Origin of the sequence: Streptomyces sp. NPDC014801, from assembly GCF_043082085.1 — a bacterium.
In the GTDB taxonomy this organism is placed as follows: Bacteria; Actinomycetota; Actinomycetes; order Streptomycetales; family Streptomycetaceae; genus Streptomyces.
Genome location: NZ_JBIBXG010000022.1, coordinates 15502 through 36810, shown reverse-complemented (window position 1 = coordinate 36810; position 21309 = coordinate 15502). Strand labels below are relative to the sequence as shown.

Sequence of the window (21309 nt, the reverse complement as noted above, 5' to 3'; positions counted from 1 at the left end):
ACCACCCACCACTTGCCCGTCCCGGTGCAACTGCCCCCGGTCGGGGCAGCCGCCTGGGCAGGGCCTGCGCTCAGGATTGCGTTGAGAAGCGTCGAAGCAAGGACGACGACGCCTAGCAGGCCTGCTGCTCTGGTGTGACGTCGAGGATCTTCCACTGCTTCCCCCACTTCTCAGCTTTGATCTCGTTCACGTAACGGGTGAGACGGTTGGCTGGCATCGCGACTGGCTTGCCTGATTGCGCGTAGATGAGCTTCCAGTGCGAGACATCGAGGCAGTCCGTGAGCCGGGCCTTGGGCACCTTGCCGGCCATGTCGAGCTGGGTGATGGAGACCTGGTGCGAGGGCTCGCCTGAGGCGATGATGCCCTTGCTCTTCAGGTCCTTCAGGTCGCTCTCGACGCTGGATAGGGCCAACGCGGCGGCGTATCGGTCCAGATCGGTATCCGTGGCATTCGCCTTCTTATACGCCTTGGTCTGCTCCGCCCACATGCGGTCGTACGTCGTCAACACAGCCTTCTTCTCGACCGCTTCCGGGTCCGAGCGTGGTGAAGGGGCGGGTGTGGATGACGCTGACGAGGACTTCTGTGCAGAGTCCTTGCTGTCGCCTACAGATGCCTCGCAGGCGGCGGTGGCGAGGGCTGCGCCCAGCACCATAGAGGCAGCGAAGAGATTTCGGACGCGAACGGCACGATGGGCGATCCGGCGATGGCGTGTCACATTTTCCTCCCCGTTCAGCGCTTCGGACCGGGGCTGGCCTGTCGAGCGCTTCCGCTTCGAGCCACCACCCTGGTCGAGCTGCACTGATGCGCTATGTGTAGTCGCCAGGCTACGCAAATGCCAGCCAACTTCCCAACGCGATAGGTCACTTGTTTGTCATCTCTGGATGTATTCAGCCACTTCTGCACCTGAAGATCGATACGTGCTTCTGTGCATTTGTGTATGTGAATCGAGCTGTGCAGCGAAGCCAGCCGTTCAGAGACCGAGTGCCGGGAGCGGCCGGGCCGCAGCAGCACATGCAGATGGCTGGTCGAGGCCATGCCGTGTTGAACGAGTGTGGCCAGGAGCTGATGCTTGAGGGGCTCGATGGGGCTGGGTGTGAAATCCGCCGCGACACGTTCGACGGACGGGGCGGTGGTCAGTTCCATTCGTTCTCCTTCGACAGGCGGACAGCGGCCGCGCCGGCAGGGGTGTGAGCGGTGAGGAAGGCGGCGACCTGGCTGAGCTGCTTGGTGGCGCGGTCGGTGAGTGTTTCCAGCGGGAACGCCTGGGCGTTGGCCTGGGCGGCCCGCTCCAGCGCACGAACTCGCTGGGGGCGGGCCTGGGCGGCGAAGACGTCGTCGAGATGGGGCCCGCGCAGTCGGACGGGCCCGACGCGGCGGCCGTGGACGTTCATGGAGACGTAGTGCTCGAAGCGTTCCATGGTGGCGACCCGTTCGGGGCTGGGGTCATCGCCCCATTCGGCGGTGATGGGTGTGATCGCGGACTTCGATCCTGCTGTGGTGGCGAGCGTGGACGCGTTCTGCACCAGGGACAGACGTACCGGCGTGGGAAGGCGGGACAGCAGCTGCGTCATGCCGTGGACGTGGCACTTGTATTTGCGCAGGTCCTCGAACATCGCGGCGATCGTTTCCGGGGCTGCACCAGTCAGGGTGATCAGCTCGTCGAAGTACGGCCGGAACGGCATCCGCTTGTGCTCCGGGGTGTCACGCCTGGAGCGGGCGGCCCGCAGCAGATCCCGGGCGAGGAGCGCGGTCAGCAGGCGGTCGGTGGGCCCGTTGCCGCCCGGGCACACCCACACGATCATCCGGGAGTCCATCGCCGCGCGGATGTTGTAGACGCCGGCCGGCTGGCCGAGGAAGGCACGGGTGACCGGGTTGGCGGCCAGGCGGGCGATCGGGTTGAGGACGACGGCGAATGCGTCGGGCGGGAGGGTCGGAAACACCGACTGCCACCACGCCCGGGACTCCTCGTCCAGCCGGTCCGCCACCGCGGCGAGCGCGGCCGCGCGGAAGCCGGTGTCGGTGAGCAGAGCCCGCACGTGGAAGATCGTGGCCTGAGCCTCGGGCTGTCCGGCCTGGCAGGCCGCCTGGTTGATGGCGACCAGCACGGTGAGCGCGGCGGTGAGGATGGTCAGCGCGCGCGGAGCGGTCGCATCGTCCCAGGACAGTGCGGAGGCGTAGGCGTCGGCGATCGCCTCGACGACCTCGTGCGGCGCCTGCCCGTGATGCATGCCGAGCGGATTCCACGAACTCACCTTCGGATGGGCGCCCAGCCCGTTGAGGTCGATCAGCGCGATCCTCGGCATCAGGTAGTCGTGGGCCAGGAACGGCAGGGCGCGCGGCCACGAGTCGCGGTGCGGGTCGACGAAGACCAGCCCGCCGCCGGCGTGCGCCCAGCCGATCGCCTGCGCCAGGGCGCGCTCCGTCTTACCGCCGCCGGCCTTGCCGACCCCCACCTCGAACAGGGTCTCCTCGGCGTAGGTGGCGACCAGCCGCTCGCGGCCGTCCGGTCCCCGGTAGATGCCCTGCAGCAGCAACTGAGGATCGCCGAAGGTGAAGGTTGGCAGGTCACCGGCGAGCACCGGCAGGCGGCAGTGCACGGTCGGGGGTTTGAGCAGGCCCGTCAGCTCCTCCAGCCTGACCCAGTTCGCGCGGGGCGGCTGGCAGTGCCCCAGGTCCCAGCGCCGCTGGAAGCCTTTCCGGGTGGGCCAGTGGTCGGCGCCGATCCGCCACGGCCCCAGCCGCCATCCGCGCATCGCCCACCTCGAGCGGCCGCCGAACACGTCCAACGCGGCCTGCACCTGAGCGAGCCGGGCCTCGGCACGGCCTTCGGTGTTCGAGGCACACATCACCAGCAGCTGCACGCGCACCAGGTGGTCGTCCTCGGCAAGCTTGCCGAGCGCCTCGGCCGGCTCCACCCGCCGCGGCGCCGGCGGCATCACCAGCCGCCGCCCGGTGCCAGATCCGGGCTTGTCCGTGAGCAGTTGCTGCAGCTGCCAGCCGAGGGAGTCCTCAATACCGGAGGCGTCCTGCCGCAGCCAGCGCGCAGCCCGCTGGGCTTCCCGGCGCTCTGAGCGGCGCGCGGCGCCCATCAGCTGCAGGCGGCGCGCCCGCAGTGCCCACTTCGGGGCCCGCTGGATGTCGAGCCGGATCTCGGCAAGGTCGCCCAGCTCGGCACGCAGGTCAGCCACGGCATCGACCAGCGGCTGCAACGGATCGGGGGCGAGCGGCACCTCGCGCAGCGGAGCGATGAGCTTGCCCCGCAGGATGAACTCGGCCCGCACCGTGTGCACCCGCGGCGTGTCGACGATCGGCCGAGCCCGCTGGATGGTGACGTCCGGCCCGAACGGCGTGATCGACAGCAACCGCTCGCCGCCCGCCGGGCCCTCGATCCGGTAGCGCAGCGGCGCACTGCCGTCCGCACGCAGCCGGATCTGCACGGCCTTCGCCCGGCGGGGCGCCCACCACGGCATGGCTGTGGAGGCGCGGGCGAGCTGGACACCGCGCCGGAAGATCTCCTCCAGACTCGGGTCGAAATGCCGGGTGGTGACGAGCTCCAAAGCCATCCGCTGGGTGGAGGCCTTGGCGGCGAGTCGGCGTAGTCCCCACTCGCCGGTGCCCCAGCACACGGCGATGACCAGCGCGAGCAGGTACCAGTGGCCGTAGACCCAGTCGGCGGCCTCAACGAGGCCGGTGACCAGGCTGAGTACCTGGCCCGCAGCCGTGTCATCGGAGCCGTGAGTCAGGTATGGGGCTGCGGAGTCCATGTGGCTGTTCCCTTCTTCGAGGTCGTTCGGGTGAAGTGCCAGTCGCTGACGCGGAGGTCGGTGAAGGTGCCGCCCCGGTCCATGCCGGCCCACACCAGGTGGACCACCGCTCTGTGCGGGCTGCCGTCCCGGCGTGCGATCGCAGCCTGGATCCGGAAGCGCGCGGTGGCGAACGCCGGCGCCACTGCCTGGTTGGAGGCGGGAAACACCTGCGGCCATCTCCCGCGGCCGACGCCGGTGGCGTCCGCGCGCAGCAGGGCACGGCCCGCAGCGAGCAGCTGCTGTGCGTCGCCTGCGGGAAGGTCGGCGGGCCAGGCCGTCTCAAGGGAGTGTTGGATGGCCCCATCGCCGGCCGGGCCCTCGCCATGAGGCGGAAGCGCAGGTTCGAGGGCCAGCGGCGTCGATACGGAGGATGGAGCCGGAGCCGGGGGAGGCGGCGTGGCGACGTCCGGCCGGCTGGGGGGACGCAGAGCAGTCGTTGACGGGTCCGTGGCTGCGGGTGAGGCCATCGTCGGGGCTGGCTGCCGCTGGCCGTGAGGCACGCCCGACAGGGTGACGCCACCGACGACGGCCAGGACGACGGTGCTCAGCACCAGCAGCCGCGGAGAGCGCGGGGTCGTGGTCACAGCAGCCTCGCTCCCCCCGCATACCCGGACATGGCGTTCACCGAGTCCATCCGCACGACGCTGCCAGGGCGGGGGGCGTTGATCATTTGACCGCCGCCGAGGTAAATGCCGACGTGATAGATCGTGGAATCGCGTCCGGGCGCGTAGGCGTAGAAGACGAGGTCGCCCGGCCTGAGGGCGCCCGTGCCGAGGCTGGCGGGGATCCGCTGGCCACGACCGGCCTGCGCGGCCGCGGTGCGCGGCAGGCTGATGCCGGCCTGGGCGTATGCGTAGGTGGTCAGACCCGAACAGTCGAAGCCCTTGATCGTCGTGCCGCTCTTGCCGCTGGGCGAGCAGCAGATCCCGTACGACGGGCCGCTCGCGTTGCCGCCTCCCCACGAGTAGGGCACGCCCCGCTGGGAGAGCGCGGCATCGATGACGGTGCGCACGGTCCCGGAGACGTTCTTCAGGTCGGGGCCCTTGGCGGCCGCCGTGTATTGGTCGATCCATCCCAGCACGTTCGCCACGTACTCGTCGGAGTGGTTGTACTGCAAGATCGCGGTCTTCAGCTGCGATCGTTGCGTCAGGTCACGGCCGCCTCCGCACAGGTAGATCGCGGCGCCGAGGGCTGCGTCGTCGGCGTTGTGCGGGTCGGCGACACGATCGCCGTTTGCGTCCTTGCCGATCGACTCCCAGGTGGAGGGCAGGAACTGGAAGGGGCCCACTGCGCGCTCCCCGTTCGCGGTGCCGTCCCACTTGCCGCCGTCGGTGTCGGGGAAGACGGTGGTGTTGCCGCCCTGGCCGGAGCCGTTGAGGAGCACCCCGTAGATCTTCGGGCGGATGTCGCCGCCTGCAGCGATGTTGCGTCCGATGGCGTGGTTGGACTCGACCTTGGCGATCCCGGCGAGGATCGGCCACCGCATGCCCTGGCATTTTGGGGCGTACTTCCCGACCTGCAGTACGGCCTTCTTGTAGGCGGTCAGCATCCGAGCGGGAATGTCCGCGGCGCTGCCGCCTTCGGCGATTCCGCCGTCGCCCTGTGCGCCCGCCTGCAGCGCGACGTACGCGCTGATCGCGTTTCCTACCGGTGCGGCGCAGCACACGGCGGCGAACATCAGCAGACCCACCATGCATCCCCACCGCCTCACGCGACGTCCCGGTGATCTCACTCGTCCTCACCGTCCTCGGGCCGCCGCCGAGACCGCTCCTGGCGCAGACGTTCGGCCTCGGGGGCAGTCCTGCGCATCAGCTCCTGCATCCGGGCCCGCGCTTCGTCGCTGGCGCGGTTGCGGACAGCCCTGCCTCCGGGAAGAACCGGACCGCCGAGATCGGCGCGAGGCCGAGACGTGGCGCCGTCCCGGCGCGGGGACGGTGCCGGGGCCAGCGGTGCCGACGGGCCGGCTGCGGGCGAGGTCGGCCGCGCGGGACCGGAGGCCGGGCGACCCGCAGGACGCCCGGACGGCGCAGGCCGGGCAGACGTGGCCGGGCGGGGAGGAGCCGCCGGAGTGGCTGCGGTGGGCAGGCGTCGGCTGGAAAAGGGACCGGGCCCGCCGCGGTCGTCGGTCTGCTCCCGCATGACGCGGGAGACATGCCGCCCCGCGTCGGTCCAGGCACGGCCATCCTCGCGCACGGTGTTGCCCCACACCCGCACCTGCTGGCGGACGTCCTGGGAGTAGCGCGAGCCCCCCGAACGTGCCCGGCGCACGTTGGCGGGCAGGCCGACCGTGGCCCCGTACGCGGCCCGGCCGCCACGGTGCAGGATCCGGTAACCCCTAAAGCGCACCAGCCGGTTATGGGCACGCGTCGACAGCAGGGTGCGGTCGCTGTTCTGGTCGTGCAGCACCTGACCGGTGTTGCGGTCGACGATCTGGCCTTGGTCGTTGCGGTACCGGTCGGGCGGCCCGGAGGGCCGGTGAGGACCTGCGCCGCCTGAGCCACCGTCCCCGTCCGATGGCCCGTCCGCGCCCGGGTCGCCGTCGGCGGTGGGCTTGCGCCACTTGGCCAGCTGCTCCTTGTCCGGGCGGCGGCCGACCAGCAGCCAATGGGCGCTCTTGGCTCCAAGTCGTGCGCCCATCCCGCCCACGGCCGCGGCCGCGGTGAGCGGGGCCAGACCACGGCTGGCTTCGGCGGTGGCATCGGCGAGGATCCCGCCGCTGTCCACCGGCATGCCTGCGCCGTCGACCAGAGAGTTGAGCGCGCCCATCAGCCGCTGGCGGGTGCCGAGCATTCCGAACCGGCCGCCACCGCCGCCGGTGAAGGCACGCAGCCCTGCGCCGTTTCCACCCGTGGGGGAGTTCATGGCGAGTGCGGCACCGAGCTCGGAGGTGTCGCCCGGCATGTGGGTGCCGCCGACCTTGGCGTACCGCATACGCATGGCCATGCGCCGGCCGAAGGAGGTGATGGCCGTCAGGAGCCTGCGGTGCCCGGCCGCGCCGGCGATGGCGAGGACGTCGATGAGGAGGATCCGCTCCACCATCAGCTGGGGACCGTTGGTGATGACGGCGTCGACAGCGATGCCGAAGAACGGGATGAACGCGCAGATCCCGACGACGGCCAGGACCGCGATGCCCCACAGGGACAGCCACTTCCACACGCTCTGGCGTGCGGGCCCGGGCAGCATGCCCGCGATGAACGTGACGCCGCCGGCGGCCGCCGCGGCCGCGCAGACACCCTGGGTGCCGAGCAGAACGATGGCGCTGGACAGGAGCATGCCGCAAATGAACAGCGCGGCGATCAGCAGCAGGGCAGCGCCGCCGACCCGCCACCAGGTGGGCTTCTCGGCGTAGTCTGCGCAGGACTCACCGACCGAGCCGGCCTGCCGCATCTGCTCCAGGAAGGAGTTGAACTCCCGTTCCTCGTCCGTGGGCGCCAAGAGCTCGTCGGCCGCAGAAAGAGGCGGCCCGTCCTCGAGGTCCTTCTTGCTCGGTACGCCCTCCTGAAAGCCCTGTTCGCAGTACTTCCGTCCCGGGCCTCGGATCTTGCGGCAGACGTCCTTACCGTGGTCTGAGACCGTGACATTGCCCGCCTTGAATCCGCCGGTGATCCACTTGAGGTGGACGGCATACGCCTTGCGGTCGGATTCCTTGGCCGGGTCGAGGATGCGCCCGTACTGCAGCAACATGTAAGGCTTCACAACGAGAGCGTTGGTGATCGAATTCTGGAGGGGACGGGCCACCTCCTGAGCAGAAGCAAGGCCTTGCCCGCCGCGCTCCATGCACTTGGTTTCCTGATGGCCGGCCATGCCGTCACAGGGAGCCTTGCTGGCGACCTTGCCGCCCCAGTCATAGGAGTTCACGCTCCGCTGGGCGACCTCGGCAGCCACCTGCTGGGACTGCCCCAACGGGCCGTCAGGGCCGAGCAGGGTGTCGGGGCGGATCAGAGCTGAGGCGGCGATTGCCCCGATGAGCAGGGTGAGGAAGATTTCGCCCAGACCGCGGCCGACCCGCCCGCGCACGATCATGAATCCCGCGAAGACGAACGCCCAGGCCAACAGCAGCCCTTTCAGCCCGAGGGCGTCGACCACCACGTTGTCGTAGGTGTCGGCGACCTTCTGCGCCGGGCGGGTGAGGATCTTCAGCAACGGGAACCGGAAAGCAACCTCGATCGCCCAACCTGCCAGCCCGACCAGGAGCCGGATCAGGGTGAACAGGCCCGACAGGGCGAAGGCCAGGGCCTGGGTCTTGAAGGCGACGATGGAGCCACCTGAAGCATTCAGGTCGTATCCGTCGATCGGCACACCTTCCGAGGAGGTGAGGTTCAGCGGGGCGAGCAGGTCTCCGGTGTCGCTGTTGCTGCCAGCCGCGTACACCACCTGTGTGTTCACCAGAAGGAACACGCCGGTGAGAAGCACGACGAAGCCGGCCGAACGCCAGGTCGCGCGGTCTGGACGGAACACTTCAGCGCCGCCCTTGCCCAGCGGTCGACCGCCGACGCCACACCACCAGGGCAGCCACACCGGCACCGGCCGTCCCCAGCCTCCACACTCCACCGGCCACGTTCCGCTGGGCAGCCGCGGTGGTCGTAGTGCCCTTCTTGCAGTACGCCTTGGCCGGTCCGCTGATCCGGGCGCAGGGGTCCTGGTGCCCAGTGTGGGTGTCGGCGGCGAAGGCCTGTCCGGTGTGCGGCCACCACGTCTCCGGCACGCCCACGCCGAGAGCGAGGATGCCCGCGCCGACGACAACGGCGATCACCGTGAGGGCGCTCGCGGCTGCGGCGACGCTTCGGGAGCGGTTCCAGGAAGATGTGGTCATCAGGTGTGCTCCTTCGGAGGTGCCTCCGCGGTCTCACCGACGAGCGGTTCAGGAAGAGGGGGCGAGGTGGTGCCCGGGCGGCGTCCGGGCGTGGTGGTGATGGAGGCGGTGATGCGCGGGATGCGGGGGATGGAGACCTTGATGCGGCCGGTGTTCTGCCGCGGGCAGGTCAGCAGGAACTCGCCCTCCCGGCCCTTGTGGCCGACCGGGGACAGGCCGGTGGTCACCAGCCGCACCAGCTCGTCGTCGTTCGGGTCGAGCCCGATGAACTCAAGTCCGCGGCGAGCGCGCTCGCGGTCGGCGGTGCGGGCCAGTGCCCGGTAGGCCATCAGCCCGCGGTCCGGGCCGAGTTCGTCGGCGTCGTGGGATCCGGCGATGAGGCCGGCGCCGTGCTTGCGGCCGTCGTGGAGGATCTCGTGGACCAGGGCGGTGCCTTCGGCCGAGCTGGTGAGCCAGTACAGCTCGTCCAGCACCACGGCGGTGAACCGCTCGGGGTCCTCGAACGCGGTCTGCCGGGCGATCGCGGCGATCAGGTAGAGCACCGCGCGGCCGATCAGGGCCTCCAGCGGTTGCTGGTGCAGGACCTCGGGCTTGTCGAACGCCGCCTTGGGCGGGAGCTTCAGACCGGTCGTGGTGATCACGATCATGTCGGAGGTGCTGGAGGCGTCCAACCTGACCGGCGGCAGGCTCGGGTCGAAGACCATCCGGGCCAGGGTGTTGGTGGCGACGACGCGAATGAGACCGGCAAGGGTGGCGGCCGCATCCTGCCGTTTGCCCGTCTCGCGCGTGGCCATCTCTTCGAGGACTTCCAGGACGCGGTGCATGGAGGGGGCGTCGCTGAGGGCGGCCTGCTCGACGGCGTGGTGGAGGACTTCGCCGCTGGTGCTCATCGGGCCAAGGCCCAGTTGCAGGGTGAGGTAGGACAGGGCGTAGTGGCGGCCCTCGGGCCCGTCGAACATCCGCAAGGGGTCGATGGACACCTCGGCCTGGGCGGCGTCGATGACCTGGACGCGACCTCTGGCGGCGGTGCGGGCGAAGGTGGCCCATTCACGGACCGGGGTGCGGTCGATGCAGATCGCGCAGCCGCCGCGCGCCCACACCGCCTCCGCGATCAGCTTCTGCAGCACGCTCTTGCCTGCGCCGAGGTCTCCCACGATCCCCATCGAGGCGGACGCGTCGACCTTGGGGGCATCTGCCACGTTGATCATGACGGGGCGGGTGGTGCCGCAGTCCAGGTCGATGCCGAGGAACATCCCGTTCGGGTCGCCGACCTCGGCTGCAGTGAAGGCCCCGGACAGTGCCCAGTCCTCGCTGACCTGGTGCTGGGTGAACTCCCGCACTACACCCGGGCGTACGGTGCCAGGCAGGCCCAGGGTGAACAAGGCCTCCTGCAGGCCGGCCGGGCGCACGGCACGGTGGTCGGCACCCGCCAGCAGCGCGGCCAGGGCCCGCGCCCTCGCGTCGCAGACGGCCGCGGTCGGCCCCCACACCGTCAGCACGGTCACCGACTGCACCTCCACCTCCACCGAGGTGCGGGACAGGCGGGCATCCAGCTCGCCCAGGTCCCGTGCGGCCTCGGTGAGCGACGCCGGCATGCCGGTCGGGCGCGCGTCGTACTGCTCGGCCTGGTCGATCAGCTCGTTCTTTTTGCGCCGCACCTGATCGCGGGCCTTCTCCGCCGGTACGAGCGTGAGGTCAACCGTGTAGTCGACGGGGAAGTCGAGTATTTCCAGTTGGGCGAACAGATCAGCGGCATCCCGTCTGACGGCGGGCGGGCACTCGGCCAGCGCCAGCTGAGCCTGGTAGCCCACCCCTGCGTCCGACTCGACCTGCAACCAGCGCCGGCCGAGCGGCGAGCTGGTATTGACTCGCCACCAGGCCTTGCGGCCCGACCGTGTGACGCTGCCCGCGCTCTTGAGTTCGTCGACGTCGTCAAGCTCGGGGTCGATGCCGCCTTCCTGCAGGCGGACCTGGCCGAGGTCGGCGTAGCTGGGGGAGCGCAGCACGCCGTCCCGGATCTGCCCGCCGTACAGCTCGCTGGTCTCCGCCTCGGTCAGCAGCGGCTCCACCAGGCCGCGGTGGAGGGCATGCTGGATCATCCACACGATCTCCGCCGGGCGGGCCGGGCGGAAGGCGATCCCGCCGGCGAGCGCGGCCTCCACCCGGGAGGCCTGCTCGCGGTAGGCGGTCACCTCGCGCCGTGCCACCAGTGCTGGGCGCATCCCCAGCATCGGCGCGATCTCCGCCCACGCCGCACCGAACGTGGCCGCGACCTGCAGGCCGCCCGTCTCGGTCTGCAGAGGCACGGCCAGCCACAGGGTGCTGCGGTGCATCTCCTGGTCGTCCAGCAGGTCCAGGGTGGCCTCGACGTTCTCCACCCACGGGTGCCGGCCCGCACCGGGCGCCTGCTCGGCCGGCTCGATGCCCTCGATCATCTTCAGGGCGATCTCACCCGGGTCGACCTGCGCGCACAGACCGAACAACCGGGGCGCCCCGGACAGCGACCGCACCAGATGGGTGATCTTGGCGAGCTGTTCGTCGCGGACCGCCGCCGGCACGTACGTGCCCTGGACGGTCTCCTCACGCTGTCCCTGCGCATCGGGGCCGGGATGCAGCCGGTACACGGCCCACACGCTGCCCTGTGTCGACCACACCAGGTGCCCGGCGATGTGACGGATCGGCACCCTCATCGCGCACCCCCGTGCTGGGCGAGCGCGAGCAGCTGCTGCACACCCGACACCGGCCCCGAGGCCACCGCAGCAGCAACCGGCTGCTCGCGGCGGGGCGCGGGCCTGCGGTCAGGGTGCGAGGTCCGGTCTGCAGGTCGCTGCACCGCGCAGGAGGGCGCGACCTGGGCATCGAGGCCGGGCGCGGGCGCGTCCTCGATGGTGAAGCCGCCGAGCAGCGCCTGTGGGGCGCGGTCGCGGGCGGCCCGCCCACCGATCCGCCCTCCACGGGGCTGCCAGCCCAGCAGCACCCAGCCCAACGCGGCCTGCATCGGCGCCCGGCCACGGATCTTCGGCCGGCGCACCGCCCAGATGGCCACCACCCACGCGACGATGGGCAGCGGAAACATCCATGACCACCAGCTGATCGTCTTGACCAGCAAGAAACCGCCACCGACAGCGAGAGCGATCTGGGCGGGCGTGTAGGGGCCGAGGGGGATCTTCCAGTCAGCGACCTTTCCCAGCACCCAAGGGTGACGGCGGGCAGAGGTGTAGAAGCGGCCCGTCCGTGCCGCGGCGGCCGCGCTCACAGCCAGCCTCCGACGCCCGGCGAGTGATCACGGGATACGGGGAGCTGCAACTGCACGATGCCAGGGACGGCGGGTGCACCCTTGGCCGGGTTCTTCACCTCGTCGGTGAACATGTTCGCCAGGCTGTCGCGGGAGTTGTACAGCCCGAGCGCGATGATCATCAGCAGCAAGGCGCCGATGCCGGCCTTGAGGCTGAACTTCTGAATCATGATCACGACGACGAGGCAGATCAGACCTGCCTGCAGACCCTTGGTCGCCCAGTCCTTGAACATGTTGATCCACGAGGTGCCGAGGTCGTCCAGCTGCCCGGCGAGCATGAAACTGTGCACCGTGTTCACCGCGCACCCCCGTCCCGGGAAGCCCCGGACTCAAGCGCCGCCACTTCCCACCGGCCAGAGCGGGCCTTGAGCGCGAGCTCGTACGCCAGCGGCCACCGGCCGGCGGCATCATGGGCTTCCACCGACACCAGGACATGGACCGTCGTGCCGTCGGCTGGAACCTTCTCGGCTGCCGCGCTCTCCTCGATGGCTGACACCTGCTGGACAGCGACCGCCGTGTACGGGGCAGGGGAGACCCGCGCCAACATCACGCCGGGCGCGAGGTAGCGGTCCACCTCCCCGGCGCCCGTCAGGTAGCTGGCGAGGAACTCCCCGACAGCGGAGAACAGATCCCCCTCGGGAACGGTCACGCCGTACGGCGACTTCGGAACCGAGGCGCGGTCCGGACCGGCCACCACGCCGGGCGCGGCGGTCACCGTGAACGAGGTGCCCTCCTCGTCGGCGACGACCGGCACGGCGTAGTACCGCACCGAGCCGTCGGCGTACTGCGCAGCCAACGTCACCGACCACGCACCGCCACCTCGCTGCGCAGTGCGCACCGCCGTCACAGATTGCGGCGCCGGGTGCGCATCGGAAGCCGGGTCGGGCAGGTCGACGTGCGGCGCCATCGACTGCGCAAGCCGCGCCTGCGCACTCGTCTCGTCGCCGGCGCTGCTGCGCAGCCAGGCGCTGAGGAACAGCTGCACATAGCCGCCCGGGTCGGCCGCGGCTGCCGCGGTGCGCACGGTGCTGGGCTTGGTCGCCGTGGCCGCCTGAACCGTGGTCGGGGTGGAGGCAACGGTGACGCACAGGGCGATAGGGCCGGCCGCGATGGCGGTCAGCACCGCTGCCCGCGACAGGCGTACCCGGCGCCGCATCGACTCCAGTCGGGCGCCCGCCGCCATCGGAGCAGCAGCCTCGCTCGCTGAGGCCTGCTTGCCAGGGGACATGGTGAACTCCCAGGTCAGAACCGGATGTTGCTGACCTCGAGACAACCCGTCGACCCCGACCCGACCACCTACCAGCAGACCCCGACCAAGGTCACGATGGGAACACGAAGTGCATGGTTGGGGTCATGGTCGGCCCGACCACGGCCGGCTGTGAGCGGACGACGGAACATCAGGGCCCGGTCCAGGCGAGCGCCTGGGCGACCACGTGACGCCCGGGCCACCGGCCTGGCAGCGGCAGCTCCTGGGATCCCGCCAGGTCCTGCGCAGCGCCCACCGGGGATCTGCGCCCACAGGAAGAACGGCAATCATGGGCCGACTGCGCAGCTTGACCGCGCAAGCCGACTGTGCAGGATCCTCGGCCGGTTGCGCAGGCCGACTGCGCACCGCCCGCTCGCTGCTGCGCAGTCGGCCTGGACAGCCGCTGTATGCCCGTCACGCGGCCCCTGCCTGAGCTTCTGACCCGAGCATGCTGATGCCCCGGCCTGCGACGGCGGGACGGTGCATCAGCAGTCCGTGAGGGGGCCTGGTAGGGCCGACCACGAGCCCGACCACGGCAACTAGACGGTCGCGTTGGCGGATCGTGACCGATGGTGGGGGCTCATGGCCGTCAGCCTGGTCGGGGTCGGCGGCTGAGCTGGCCGCATGGATCACACGCACGCCCGCGCCACCAGGCCCGAGACCCGCCCTATCTTCGCGGGCTTGGTGCGTTGCCCTGGCCTCCAGGCGCGGCCCGGTTCGGGAGCACGGCGGTGAGCCGACTTGGGGCAGGGATCCGCCGAGGCGTCATGGCGGGCGATCAGTTCACCCAGATCGCCAACGGCCTGTTCCGCGATAGCCGGTTGTCCTTCAAGGCGAAGGGGATCTTCGGGTATGTCAGTACGCACCGGGACGGCTGGCGGGTAACCGTCGCTGACCTGGTCTCCGTAGGCCCGGATGGGCGGGAGGCGGTCCGCGCCGGCCTGAACGAACTGGAACGGTACGGCTACCTCATCCGCGAACGCCTGCGCCGTCCGAACGGGACACTCGGCGAAATCGTCTATGCGATCACCGACCGCCCCGCCGCCACCCTCGACATCGCCCTGCTGGAAGCCACCCCCACCCTCCCGATCGCTGACGAACACGATGCCGGCTTCGCGGCGGGCATCCGGCGCGGAGTGATGGCGGGCGATCAGTTCACCCAGATCGCCAACGGCCTGTTCCGCGATAGCCGGTTGTCCTTCAAGGCGAAGGGGATCTTCGGGTACGTCAGCACGCACCGGGACGGCTGGCAGGTCACCGTCGCCGAACTGGTCCGCCGCGGTCGCGAAGGAGTCGACGCGGTTACCACAGGGCTCAAGCAGCTGGAGAGGCACGGCTTCCTCTACCGCACCCGCGAGCGCAACGCCGACGGCACGCTCGGCCAGGCGCTGTACTTCATCACCGATCTGCCCGCGCTGCAAAGCCCCAGGTCGCAACCAGAATCGGGTTTTCCAGGATTGGATGAGCCTACGTTGGCCGATCCCGGCACTAAGAACACCAACAGAAAGAAGACCAACAAGCAGAACACCATGCCCCTCCGTCCGTGCGCCGGCAGCGACGCCGCGAAGGAACGTGGACGGAAGGAAAGGCCGACAACGCCGAAGCCTCTGCCGGCGCCGCCTGCTGCTGATGAGATGCACCCGGGCATTCGGCTCCTGCTCGACCTCGGAGCACAACGCCCCGAACTGCTGCTGACCGGGCAGGCGCTGACCGATCAAGGCCGCGTCGTGACCGTGATGCTGGAAGCCGGCTGGAGCCGCGAGCAACTGCTGCACGTCATCGCCGACCGGCCCTTGCCCCACCGGGTGCGAACCACGGTCGGCGCGATCATCGCTGCCCGCCTGCGTGCCGCTCAGGCCTATCCGCCCCCGGCCATCGCGGCCGACCATCACGACGCACCCTCCCGGGACGAACCACCGCCCCGGCGGCCCGCCGCCTCCGCCGCCGCGCGCACGGTGAGCGAAGCCCTCACCTACCGGGCCCTCGTCGAATGCGCCGGATGCGGCGTCCCCGGCACCGCCCCCGGCGAAGACCTCTGCCCTGCCTGCCTCGGCTGGCCACTGTGCCGCACCTGCCCAGGCCCGACCCCCCGGCGCGCCCACCCCGCCGGCGCCGGCCGCTGCACCACGTGCGCCTCCGCCCTGACCGACCACCCAGAAGGAAGCAGCCCGTGACCAACACCCTCCGCACCCCACCCACCGCGGGCCCGCATCACGAGCGTCCCTTCCCCAGAGATCGGGGGCGATGGGAAAAGGAACGCTCCCGCGCCCTGCGGACCCGCCATTTCCGCGACCGCACCTGCTCGGACGCCTGCGAACCCGTCCTCATCTACGAACGCACCCCCTGGGGCTGGTTCGCCTGGACCATCCCCGGCGACGGCAGCCTGCCCGAGGCCCCCCATCAGATCGGAGTACTCACCCCGGCAGCGACCCGCGGGCAACGTCTGGCTCTGCGCTGGCTTACAAGGCGCCCCGCCCAGCGCCCGGTCCTGGCATCCGTGCCCGCCACGTTGCGGCTCTCCGCCACTGCGGTCGCCCTCATCAGCCTGGCCGTCGGCCTGTCCGCCATCGCCCAGGGAATTCCCTTCGACGTCGCCCAGCCGGCGATGTCGCTGGCCCCGATCCTCGGCGAGTACCTACCCGCCCGACTCGACGCCCGGGCCCGCGAACACGTCCGCATCGTCGAAGACGACGATGCCGTCCGCTACCTGAAGCGCCTCGCCGACCTGCAGACCTACCTCGTCCAAGCCTCTGCGGGCAGCGACCGCTACGAATTCCGCCGCTCAGCCGAAATCGGCCACAACCTGCTGTGGGACGCCGCGGACCTGCTCCAGACCCCTGGCACCCACTCAGCCTCATCCAGACTCATCGACCGAGAGCGGCTGATGCTCCAACTCGCCGGCCAGGTCACCCAACTCCTGAAACGCGCCGCCAGAGAGCACGGCACAGCCGACGCGCGCTCGCGCCGCGAACCCGTGCGGCCACCGGTCCTGCACCCGCCGGACGTCCGTCTCACGAGACCTCAGCACACGTGCCCTACCGGACCGCCGAAAGGAACCGACCCGATGACCTCGACCGATCCCAGCCCATCTGTTCGGACCACGAACGTCTACTTGCTGTTCGCACACGAGCCGTACTACCCCGGTCCCGGATCTCAGGAGATCAACACCACCGTCATCGCCGCCGGCTCACTGCTCCACCCGCAAGTGCTTCAGCCCGACGGCGCCCGGATCCATGACCTGCTCACCCAAGGACGCCAGCCTGGGGAAATCATCCCGCTGTCCACCCTCACCCACGAACTGAACGGGGGTGCCGACTGGCCGACTGTCGGCGACTGGGAGCAGGTCACCACCGACCTGGTGCGGCTCGTCCGCTCCGGGCACTGCGATGCCCTCAGCCTCGGTCTGTCGGAGATTGCGCGCGCACTCGTGTGCTCCGGCCCGCACAGTCACGTGCGCGCCTACGACGCCGCTGCCAACGAGTTCATCGCCTACGGGCCGACAGAGCGTGCCACGGTCCTGTCAGACATCGACAAGATCCTCACCAGCCTCGTGAGCGAACACAATCTGTGGCCCGGCAACGGCCTGGTACACCCGCAATTCCCCCACGCCTGAATCGCTGCCCGAGTCCGTTAGCGATGATCTTCATGCCCAGCCCAACGACAGGATCCCGGGTCAGGATGCGCAAGCCCCAGCCGTGTGGTGGCACCGCCTAGTAGTCCAGCGCGGCTTCGTGATCTGGTTCGATGACCTTGCAGGGGGTAGGCAGCCGGGCTTGTTGTGGAGGTGGGGCGGGATGAACGGACGCACAGTCATCCTGAACGAGTTGGCGCAAGGCATCCGTCCGCTCGCCCAGGGCGTCGGCTGGTTCGAGGGTCTCGCCGACACTGAGCAATTCGAAGTCCTGCGCGACCTGGCGGGGTTCTGTATCCAGGCCCGCGCAACCAGCGAGGACGGGCCGGAGAGCATCCATAGAGCTGGCATCCGGCCCACCCATACCCCTGCCGTACTGGTCACGCGCGGACGCCTCACCGAGCAACTGGCCAAGATCATCAATCTTCCGCAGGGCGAGCGGGTCAAGGCATTCCGGCTGCTGGTCGCACTTCTTGGCGTCGCTGATGATCGGCGGCGGCTCCGCTTCTGTGCCGACGGGTGTGGGCATGCCTGGCACCACCTGAAGACCGGAGCGGGCACTGATACAGCAACCGCGTGATCATCGGAGGTTGTGGACTCTGATGGCGCTCTTTGAAGCTGGCTCCGGCCAGCACCAGCTGACGAGTTCTGATCAGTCGAAGGCCACGACGAGCCGAACGGCGTTGTCGCCGAAACGATCCGCCAGAGCTTTCATTACGGCAAACACGTGTGGCCAGTGGGACCTGGGGCCCAGGATAGAACCAGCCGTCAACGACTCGTAGCGGCACAGCAAGTCTCCGCTGTTCCACTCGACGTAATCCTCGTCTCCTTCCAGTTCCTCTGGGCGCGGACCCACTGCAGCAACCAACTCCGGATCCCATTCGACCGGAACGAGACGCTGATGCAGGATTGACGGCTTTGCCAGGGATGACCATGTGAGCCGGCCAACGTAGTGCTCCGGAGCAGTTGCTGGATCCAGTCCCGCGATCTCTGCCCAACTGACCCAGGTAGCCCCTGCCAGGCGGCCGTCTGCCACCCAAGGCTGAAGGCGCTCGCGTAGCTCACTCGACAAGTCGTCGGGCAAACCACGTCCCGCGGCCAGGGGCGGGTAGCTCGCGTAGTTGCGCACACCGAAGAGGCATCCGAAGGATGCGTAGTCGGTCTCGTCGTACAAGGGCCAGAGATCCATTGCGGCGACCCACGGCTCGCCCTCGTAGTAGTCCGTGCCAACGCTGGGATGGCGGAACTCGATACCGCCGTGGATGTCTGTACTCACGGCGCCTGACGGTACAACTACTCGGAGCCACGGTCTTCTGTCCGAATGGCGCCCGGGCCGTACATGGCTCTCTTGAGTGTTTTCACCCGGCTCCCGTGTCCTTCGGCGCTGCCTGAACGCCACGGGAGGGTGAGGCCGGCGTGACGGCGTCGAGGTCCTGGCGGAGAAACCGGCGGAGCCTTGCATCGGCTTGGGGGCGTCCTGTTCGGCCTAGCGGATCCACCCCAGATTTTTGGAGCCTCATCAGCCATCGCCTGAAGCTCCCCAGTTCTACGCAAGCAGAGCGTGCGCACCTGCTGCACCAAAGGTCGATCGCGCCAGACGGCGTGGACAAAAGCCTGCAGTCCCGAGACCGATGTCCTGGGGTTGCAGGCTGAGCGTTGAGCGGTGGTTGCCGCCGAGAAGTTACAGTTCGAACCAAGCGCGCGGCCTTCCCCCTGTCAGCGGCAACCATACAGGCTGCGCTGGGCCGCATTGCTCGAGGTCTTCCAGTACGGCGGCGCCTAGCTGAACGTCGCGGGCGAGGGCCGCTACGAGCGGGTGCTGGGCAACCATCGCCTGCAGATCGCGCATCCGGTTCTCAAGCCTGCCTCGGGAGGCACCGGTCAGCACGAAGAGTACGCGGGGGAAGACCGGATACCAGCGCAGCCAGGCAGGACCTGCGCCGGCCTGCCTGCGCCGGCCGGCGGGCTGGGTTTCGTACTGGAACAGACGGGCGTAATCGATCAGCTTCACCGCCAGCCGCTCGCTGCTCATGGTGGTGCGATCGACTTCCACGAACGCACGCAGCTTTCGGCGCTGCTCACTCTCGACGAGCGTGTAGTACATGACAGCGTCGGCGACGACGCGTTCGCCCTCGCCGATGGCGTGGGACACCTCCGGGGTCCAGTCCCAGGGACCGTGTTCGTCCTGGCGGCGGCGGGCGTCTTCGGCGAAGGCGAGGTGGGCGCGTACGACGGAGAGCGTGTGCGGGGTCTTCAACGACGCTGCCGTGGTGGAGGTGATGGGGTAGGGCGGCCGCCCTCGCAGGACTGGCAGGTCGCGGGTCAGCCGTGCGCCTTCCTGTGTGAGATACCAGGCGTGGGTGCGGGTGCGCTTCGCGTCCGGCAGCACCGTGCAGTCGACGAAGCCGTCGGAACGCAGTCTGTTCAGGACGCGGGACATCAGCTGCCGTGTGCCGTTCGGCCGCAGCATCCGTCGCATTTGGCTGGTGGTGGCGATGCGATGCTGGGCGAGCCCGGCCAGCACCTGGTGGGCCAAAGGCTCAGCGGGACTAGGGGCCAATGCCAGCGCCGGAGCACTGTGTGTAGCGCTGCTCATGAGACGTTTCCTTCCGCGGCCTGCGGTCTCCGGCGGAGACCTTCGGTTGCTGCTCGAGGAAACCCGCCTGCCCCGACCAGAGTCCCGACCAGGAAGCCCCAACCAAGGTCACGAAAAGGAATCAGCCTCGCGTTCTTGCACCGGTCCGGCACCAGGACCCCACCAGGGATAGTTCCCGGTGAGCCGGGACAGCACGCCCCTGCAGCGGGGTGTGTGTGAGCGGGGCGCCGAACGAGCCACGCAGAGGGTGCCGCTCACGAGAGGTTCGGCGATGGCCGGTCCGCAGCAGCCGGGGCTGCTGCGGGGCGTGGTGGCGAGCCACGCCATGCCGGCCATCGTGCGACATCCGGCCCGCAAGGGACCAACGACCCGTAACCGGATGCCGCGTCCTGGGGCGTGCGCGAAGGCGCGCTCACCGCCGACTTCTACCTCGCGGCTGGGCTGCCTGCTCGAGGATCCGTCGGCGTGTCCACCGCCGGCGCCCGCCTTTCTCGGTGAGCGCGTCGGGGGTTTCCAGCAAGGGAAGGTTGCCCTGGGAGAGGCTGCTGGAGAAGGAGTTGAGGCTTTTGAATCCCAGAAGTGCCGCGGCCTGGGTGGCTCCCAGGAGCTCGTCGGGGTCGCCGTCGACGGGCACGTCGGGAAGTGCCGGGGCGGTGCGCTTCGCGCCGGCGTGCTTGCCGCGGCCGGGCCGAGTGGCCATCCAGTCCAGCAGGGTCTGCACGCGCCACAGCTGCCGTCGGTAGGGGTTTTCTGCAGTACCCATTTCTTCGACGACATCCGGATCAGGGAAGTATCCGGGGTGGTCACGGACGAAGGTGGTGACCTGGTTGGGGTTTTTGTAGCCCAGGAACCGTGAGGCCTCGGCGGCGTTGAGCAGGTCCTGCGGGTCACGAGCGGGCGGTGTGTGTCCGCGGAGGCGAGCCGGCGGGCGGTTGGCGAACCACTCGGTGACCTTTGCGTGGTCCCACAGGCGGGCGCGGCCGCGCATGTCGGCGATCTCCGGGAAGCCGTTCTCTGCGCGCTTGCTGTACAGGCCGCTGATCCGCGCGGGAGTCAGACCCTGCTCAGCCGCGATCTCGGCAGCGTCGACCAAGCGAGGTTCACTGCGCGAGGTCATGGCACACCCGTCCGTCCTGTCGGAGGTGAGCCGGCCTGCCCGGCTCACAACTCACATAATGGCAGGAGTATGGGGCGGGGGTCCAGTGCGCTGGCCAGCTTTTCCCGCACGGCCTCCAGCAAGAGGGGTTATTCCTCCGGGATCAGGCACACGCCACGGCGGGCCGCGTCCTGCGCCATCTGCGTGTACGCCATGGCCGCCGGGGTCATCTCCCACTCGACCAGGGCGAGCAGCGCAAGCAGCTCGTCCTGGTCCTGGGAGGCATCGCACGGCATGCCGGCCGCGGTCGCGGCCGCCACCAGGTCGTCTGCGGACAACCCGGCGAAGCGTGCCGCCACTGTGTGGCGCATACCGTCGAAGCCCTCCTGGTACAGCTCGCTCGCCTCGCGTAGGAGCAGAACAAGATCCTCGTTGCGGCTGGCCGGGGCTGCCGCGGCGAGGTCGAGAAGGCGCTGGGTAGTCGTCGTCATCATCAGCAGTATGCCCATCAGGAAAGGTCAAGGGAGACAGGCAAGTCTCAGTGCGGACCGGCACAGCCGGCGCACGGCGAACGCCGAGCCCGGCGGGCCAGCTCGGGCTCCTTGCGGGGCTTCTTCTTCAAGGCCGCGCGGACCTGCTCCTCGAGGGCCCTGAACTCCGGGCCGTCGTCCGGACAGACGATGCCGGGGGCGGGTGCTCCGCAGACCTAACCGGAGTGCCTTTGCGGGTCCGGGTGAGTCGGTCGAGAGAGGCGAGTTTGTTCCGCGCGGCTTCCAGGGTGATCTGAAGTCCTTGGACCTCGCCGAGCCAGCCATTGACGCGGTCC

17 protein-coding genes are annotated in these 21309 nt (G+C 69.5%); 3 read left to right on the top strand and 14 right to left on the bottom strand.

Going from position 1 to position 21309, the window contains the following annotated elements; translation table 11 throughout:
• Positions 1-112 precede the first annotated feature (112 nt).
• From ACF1AL_RS37885 to ACF1AL_RS37840, 10 genes are all read right to left on the bottom strand, one after another.
• A complete protein-coding gene (locus ACF1AL_RS37885; protein ID WP_391780997.1) occupies positions 113-799 on the bottom strand; it encodes a hypothetical protein in 687 nt (228 codons plus the stop codon).
• A gap of 334 nt (positions 800-1133) precedes the next feature.
• On the bottom strand, positions 1134-3764 hold the full coding sequence (locus ACF1AL_RS37880) for an ATP/GTP-binding protein (RefSeq protein ID WP_391780998.1): 2631 nt from the start codon (positions 3762-3764) through the stop codon (positions 1134-1136).
• Complete coding sequence (locus tag ACF1AL_RS37875; RefSeq protein WP_391780999.1) at positions 3740-4390, bottom strand: hypothetical protein; 651 nt, start codon at positions 4388-4390, stop codon at positions 3740-3742. The genes ACF1AL_RS37880 and ACF1AL_RS37875 overlap by 25 nt, the downstream gene beginning before the upstream one ends.
• Complete coding sequence (locus ACF1AL_RS37870) at positions 4387-5499, bottom strand: C40 family peptidase (RefSeq protein ID WP_391781000.1); 1113 nt, start codon at positions 5497-5499, stop codon at positions 4387-4389. The genes ACF1AL_RS37875 and ACF1AL_RS37870 overlap by 4 nt, the downstream gene beginning before the upstream one ends.
• Before the next feature lie 35 nt (positions 5500-5534).
• Positions 5535-8264, bottom strand: a complete 2730-nt coding sequence (locus ACF1AL_RS37865; protein ID WP_391781042.1) for a hypothetical protein — start codon at positions 8262-8264, stop codon at positions 5535-5537.
• A 1-nt stretch (position 8265) separates the two neighbouring features.
• Entirely contained in the window at positions 8266-8619 is a 354-nt protein-coding gene (locus ACF1AL_RS37860; protein WP_391781001.1) for a hypothetical protein, read from the bottom strand.
• Positions 8619-11309, bottom strand: a complete 2691-nt coding sequence (locus ACF1AL_RS37855; protein ID WP_391781002.1) for an ATP-binding protein — start codon at positions 11307-11309, stop codon at positions 8619-8621. Before ACF1AL_RS37855 ends, ACF1AL_RS37860 begins: the two co-directional genes overlap by 1 nt.
• Entirely contained in the window at positions 11306-11875 is a 570-nt protein-coding gene (locus ACF1AL_RS37850; RefSeq protein ID WP_391781003.1) for a hypothetical protein, read from the bottom strand. The genes ACF1AL_RS37855 and ACF1AL_RS37850 overlap by 4 nt, the downstream gene beginning before the upstream one ends.
• Positions 11872-12213: a hypothetical protein gene (locus ACF1AL_RS37845; protein ID WP_391781004.1), complete on the bottom strand. Its 342-nt coding sequence runs from the start codon at positions 12211-12213 to the stop codon at positions 11872-11874. The genes ACF1AL_RS37850 and ACF1AL_RS37845 overlap by 4 nt, the downstream gene beginning before the upstream one ends.
• Entirely contained in the window at positions 12210-13142 is a 933-nt protein-coding gene (locus ACF1AL_RS37840; protein WP_391781005.1) for a conjugal transfer protein, read from the bottom strand. The genes ACF1AL_RS37845 and ACF1AL_RS37840 overlap by 4 nt, the downstream gene beginning before the upstream one ends.
• Positions 13143-13891: 749 nt before the next feature.
• Between ACF1AL_RS37840 and ACF1AL_RS37835 the strand changes: the two genes are divergently transcribed.
• The 3 genes from ACF1AL_RS37835 to ACF1AL_RS37825 all read left to right on the top strand — a co-directional run bounded on the left by ACF1AL_RS37835 (position 13892) and on the right by ACF1AL_RS37825 (position 17371).
• Positions 13892-15334, top strand: a complete 1443-nt coding sequence (locus ACF1AL_RS37835; RefSeq protein WP_391781006.1) for a hypothetical protein — start codon at positions 13892-13894, stop codon at positions 15332-15334.
• Positions 15331-16773 carry a hypothetical protein gene (locus tag ACF1AL_RS37830; protein WP_391781007.1) on the top strand — a complete coding sequence of 481 codons (1443 nt, stop codon included), beginning with the start codon at positions 15331-15333 and terminating at the stop codon, positions 16771-16773. Before ACF1AL_RS37835 ends, ACF1AL_RS37830 begins: the two co-directional genes overlap by 4 nt.
• Before the next feature lie 181 nt (positions 16774-16954).
• A complete protein-coding gene (locus ACF1AL_RS37825) occupies positions 16955-17371 on the top strand; it encodes a DUF5958 family protein (RefSeq protein ID WP_391781008.1) in 417 nt (138 codons plus the stop codon).
• Positions 17372-17443: 72 nt separating this feature from the next.
• On the opposite strand, the gene ACF1AL_RS37820 is transcribed toward ACF1AL_RS37825, so the two are convergent.
• From ACF1AL_RS37820 to ACF1AL_RS37805, 4 genes are all read right to left on the bottom strand, one after another.
• Complete coding sequence (locus ACF1AL_RS37820) at positions 17444-18067, bottom strand: hypothetical protein (protein WP_391781009.1); 624 nt, start codon at positions 18065-18067, stop codon at positions 17444-17446.
• A gap of 405 nt (positions 18068-18472) precedes the next feature.
• On the bottom strand, positions 18473-19387 hold the full coding sequence (locus ACF1AL_RS37815) for a replication-relaxation family protein (protein ID WP_391781010.1): 915 nt from the start codon (positions 19385-19387) through the stop codon (positions 18473-18475).
• 412 nt (positions 19388-19799) lie between these two features.
• On the bottom strand, positions 19800-20504 hold the full coding sequence (locus ACF1AL_RS37810) for a hypothetical protein (RefSeq protein ID WP_391781011.1): 705 nt from the start codon (positions 20502-20504) through the stop codon (positions 19800-19802).
• Between the two features lie 128 nt (positions 20505-20632).
• A complete protein-coding gene (locus tag ACF1AL_RS37805) occupies positions 20633-20974 on the bottom strand; it encodes a hypothetical protein (protein WP_391781012.1) in 342 nt (113 codons plus the stop codon).
• Positions 20975-21309: the final 335 nt, after the last annotated feature.

What these genes read in the sequence shown, in the direction of transcription:
- ACF1AL_RS37805 (WP_391781012.1), bottom strand. Translation starts at nt 20,974, where the DNA reads ATGACGACGACTACCCAGCGCCTTCTCGACCTCGCCGCGGCAGCCCCG.
- ACF1AL_RS37860 (WP_391781001.1), bottom strand. Translation starts at nt 8,619, where the DNA reads ATGACCACATCTTCCTGGAACCGCTCCCGAAGCGTCGCCGCAGCCGCG.
- ACF1AL_RS37870 (WP_391781000.1), bottom strand. Translation starts at nt 5,499, where the DNA reads ATGGTGGGTCTGCTGATGTTCGCCGCCGTGTGCTGCGCCGCACCGGTA.
- ACF1AL_RS37825 (WP_391781008.1), top strand. Translation starts at nt 16,955, where the DNA reads ATGAACGGACGCACAGTCATCCTGAACGAGTTGGCGCAAGGCATCCGT.
- ACF1AL_RS37810 (WP_391781011.1), bottom strand. Translation starts at nt 20,504, where the DNA reads ATGACCTCGCGCAGTGAACCTCGCTTGGTCGACGCTGCCGAGATCGCG.
- ACF1AL_RS37880 (WP_391780998.1), bottom strand. Translation starts at nt 3,764, where the DNA reads ATGGACTCCGCAGCCCCATACCTGACTCACGGCTCCGATGACACGGCT.
- ACF1AL_RS37855 (WP_391781002.1), bottom strand. Translation starts at nt 11,309, where the DNA reads ATGAGGGTGCCGATCCGTCACATCGCCGGGCACCTGGTGTGGTCGACA.
- ACF1AL_RS37840 (WP_391781005.1), bottom strand. Translation starts at nt 13,142, where the DNA reads ATGTCCCCTGGCAAGCAGGCCTCAGCGAGCGAGGCTGCTGCTCCGATG.
- ACF1AL_RS37815 (WP_391781010.1), bottom strand. Translation starts at nt 19,387, where the DNA reads ATGAGCAGCGCTACACACAGTGCTCCGGCGCTGGCATTGGCCCCTAGT.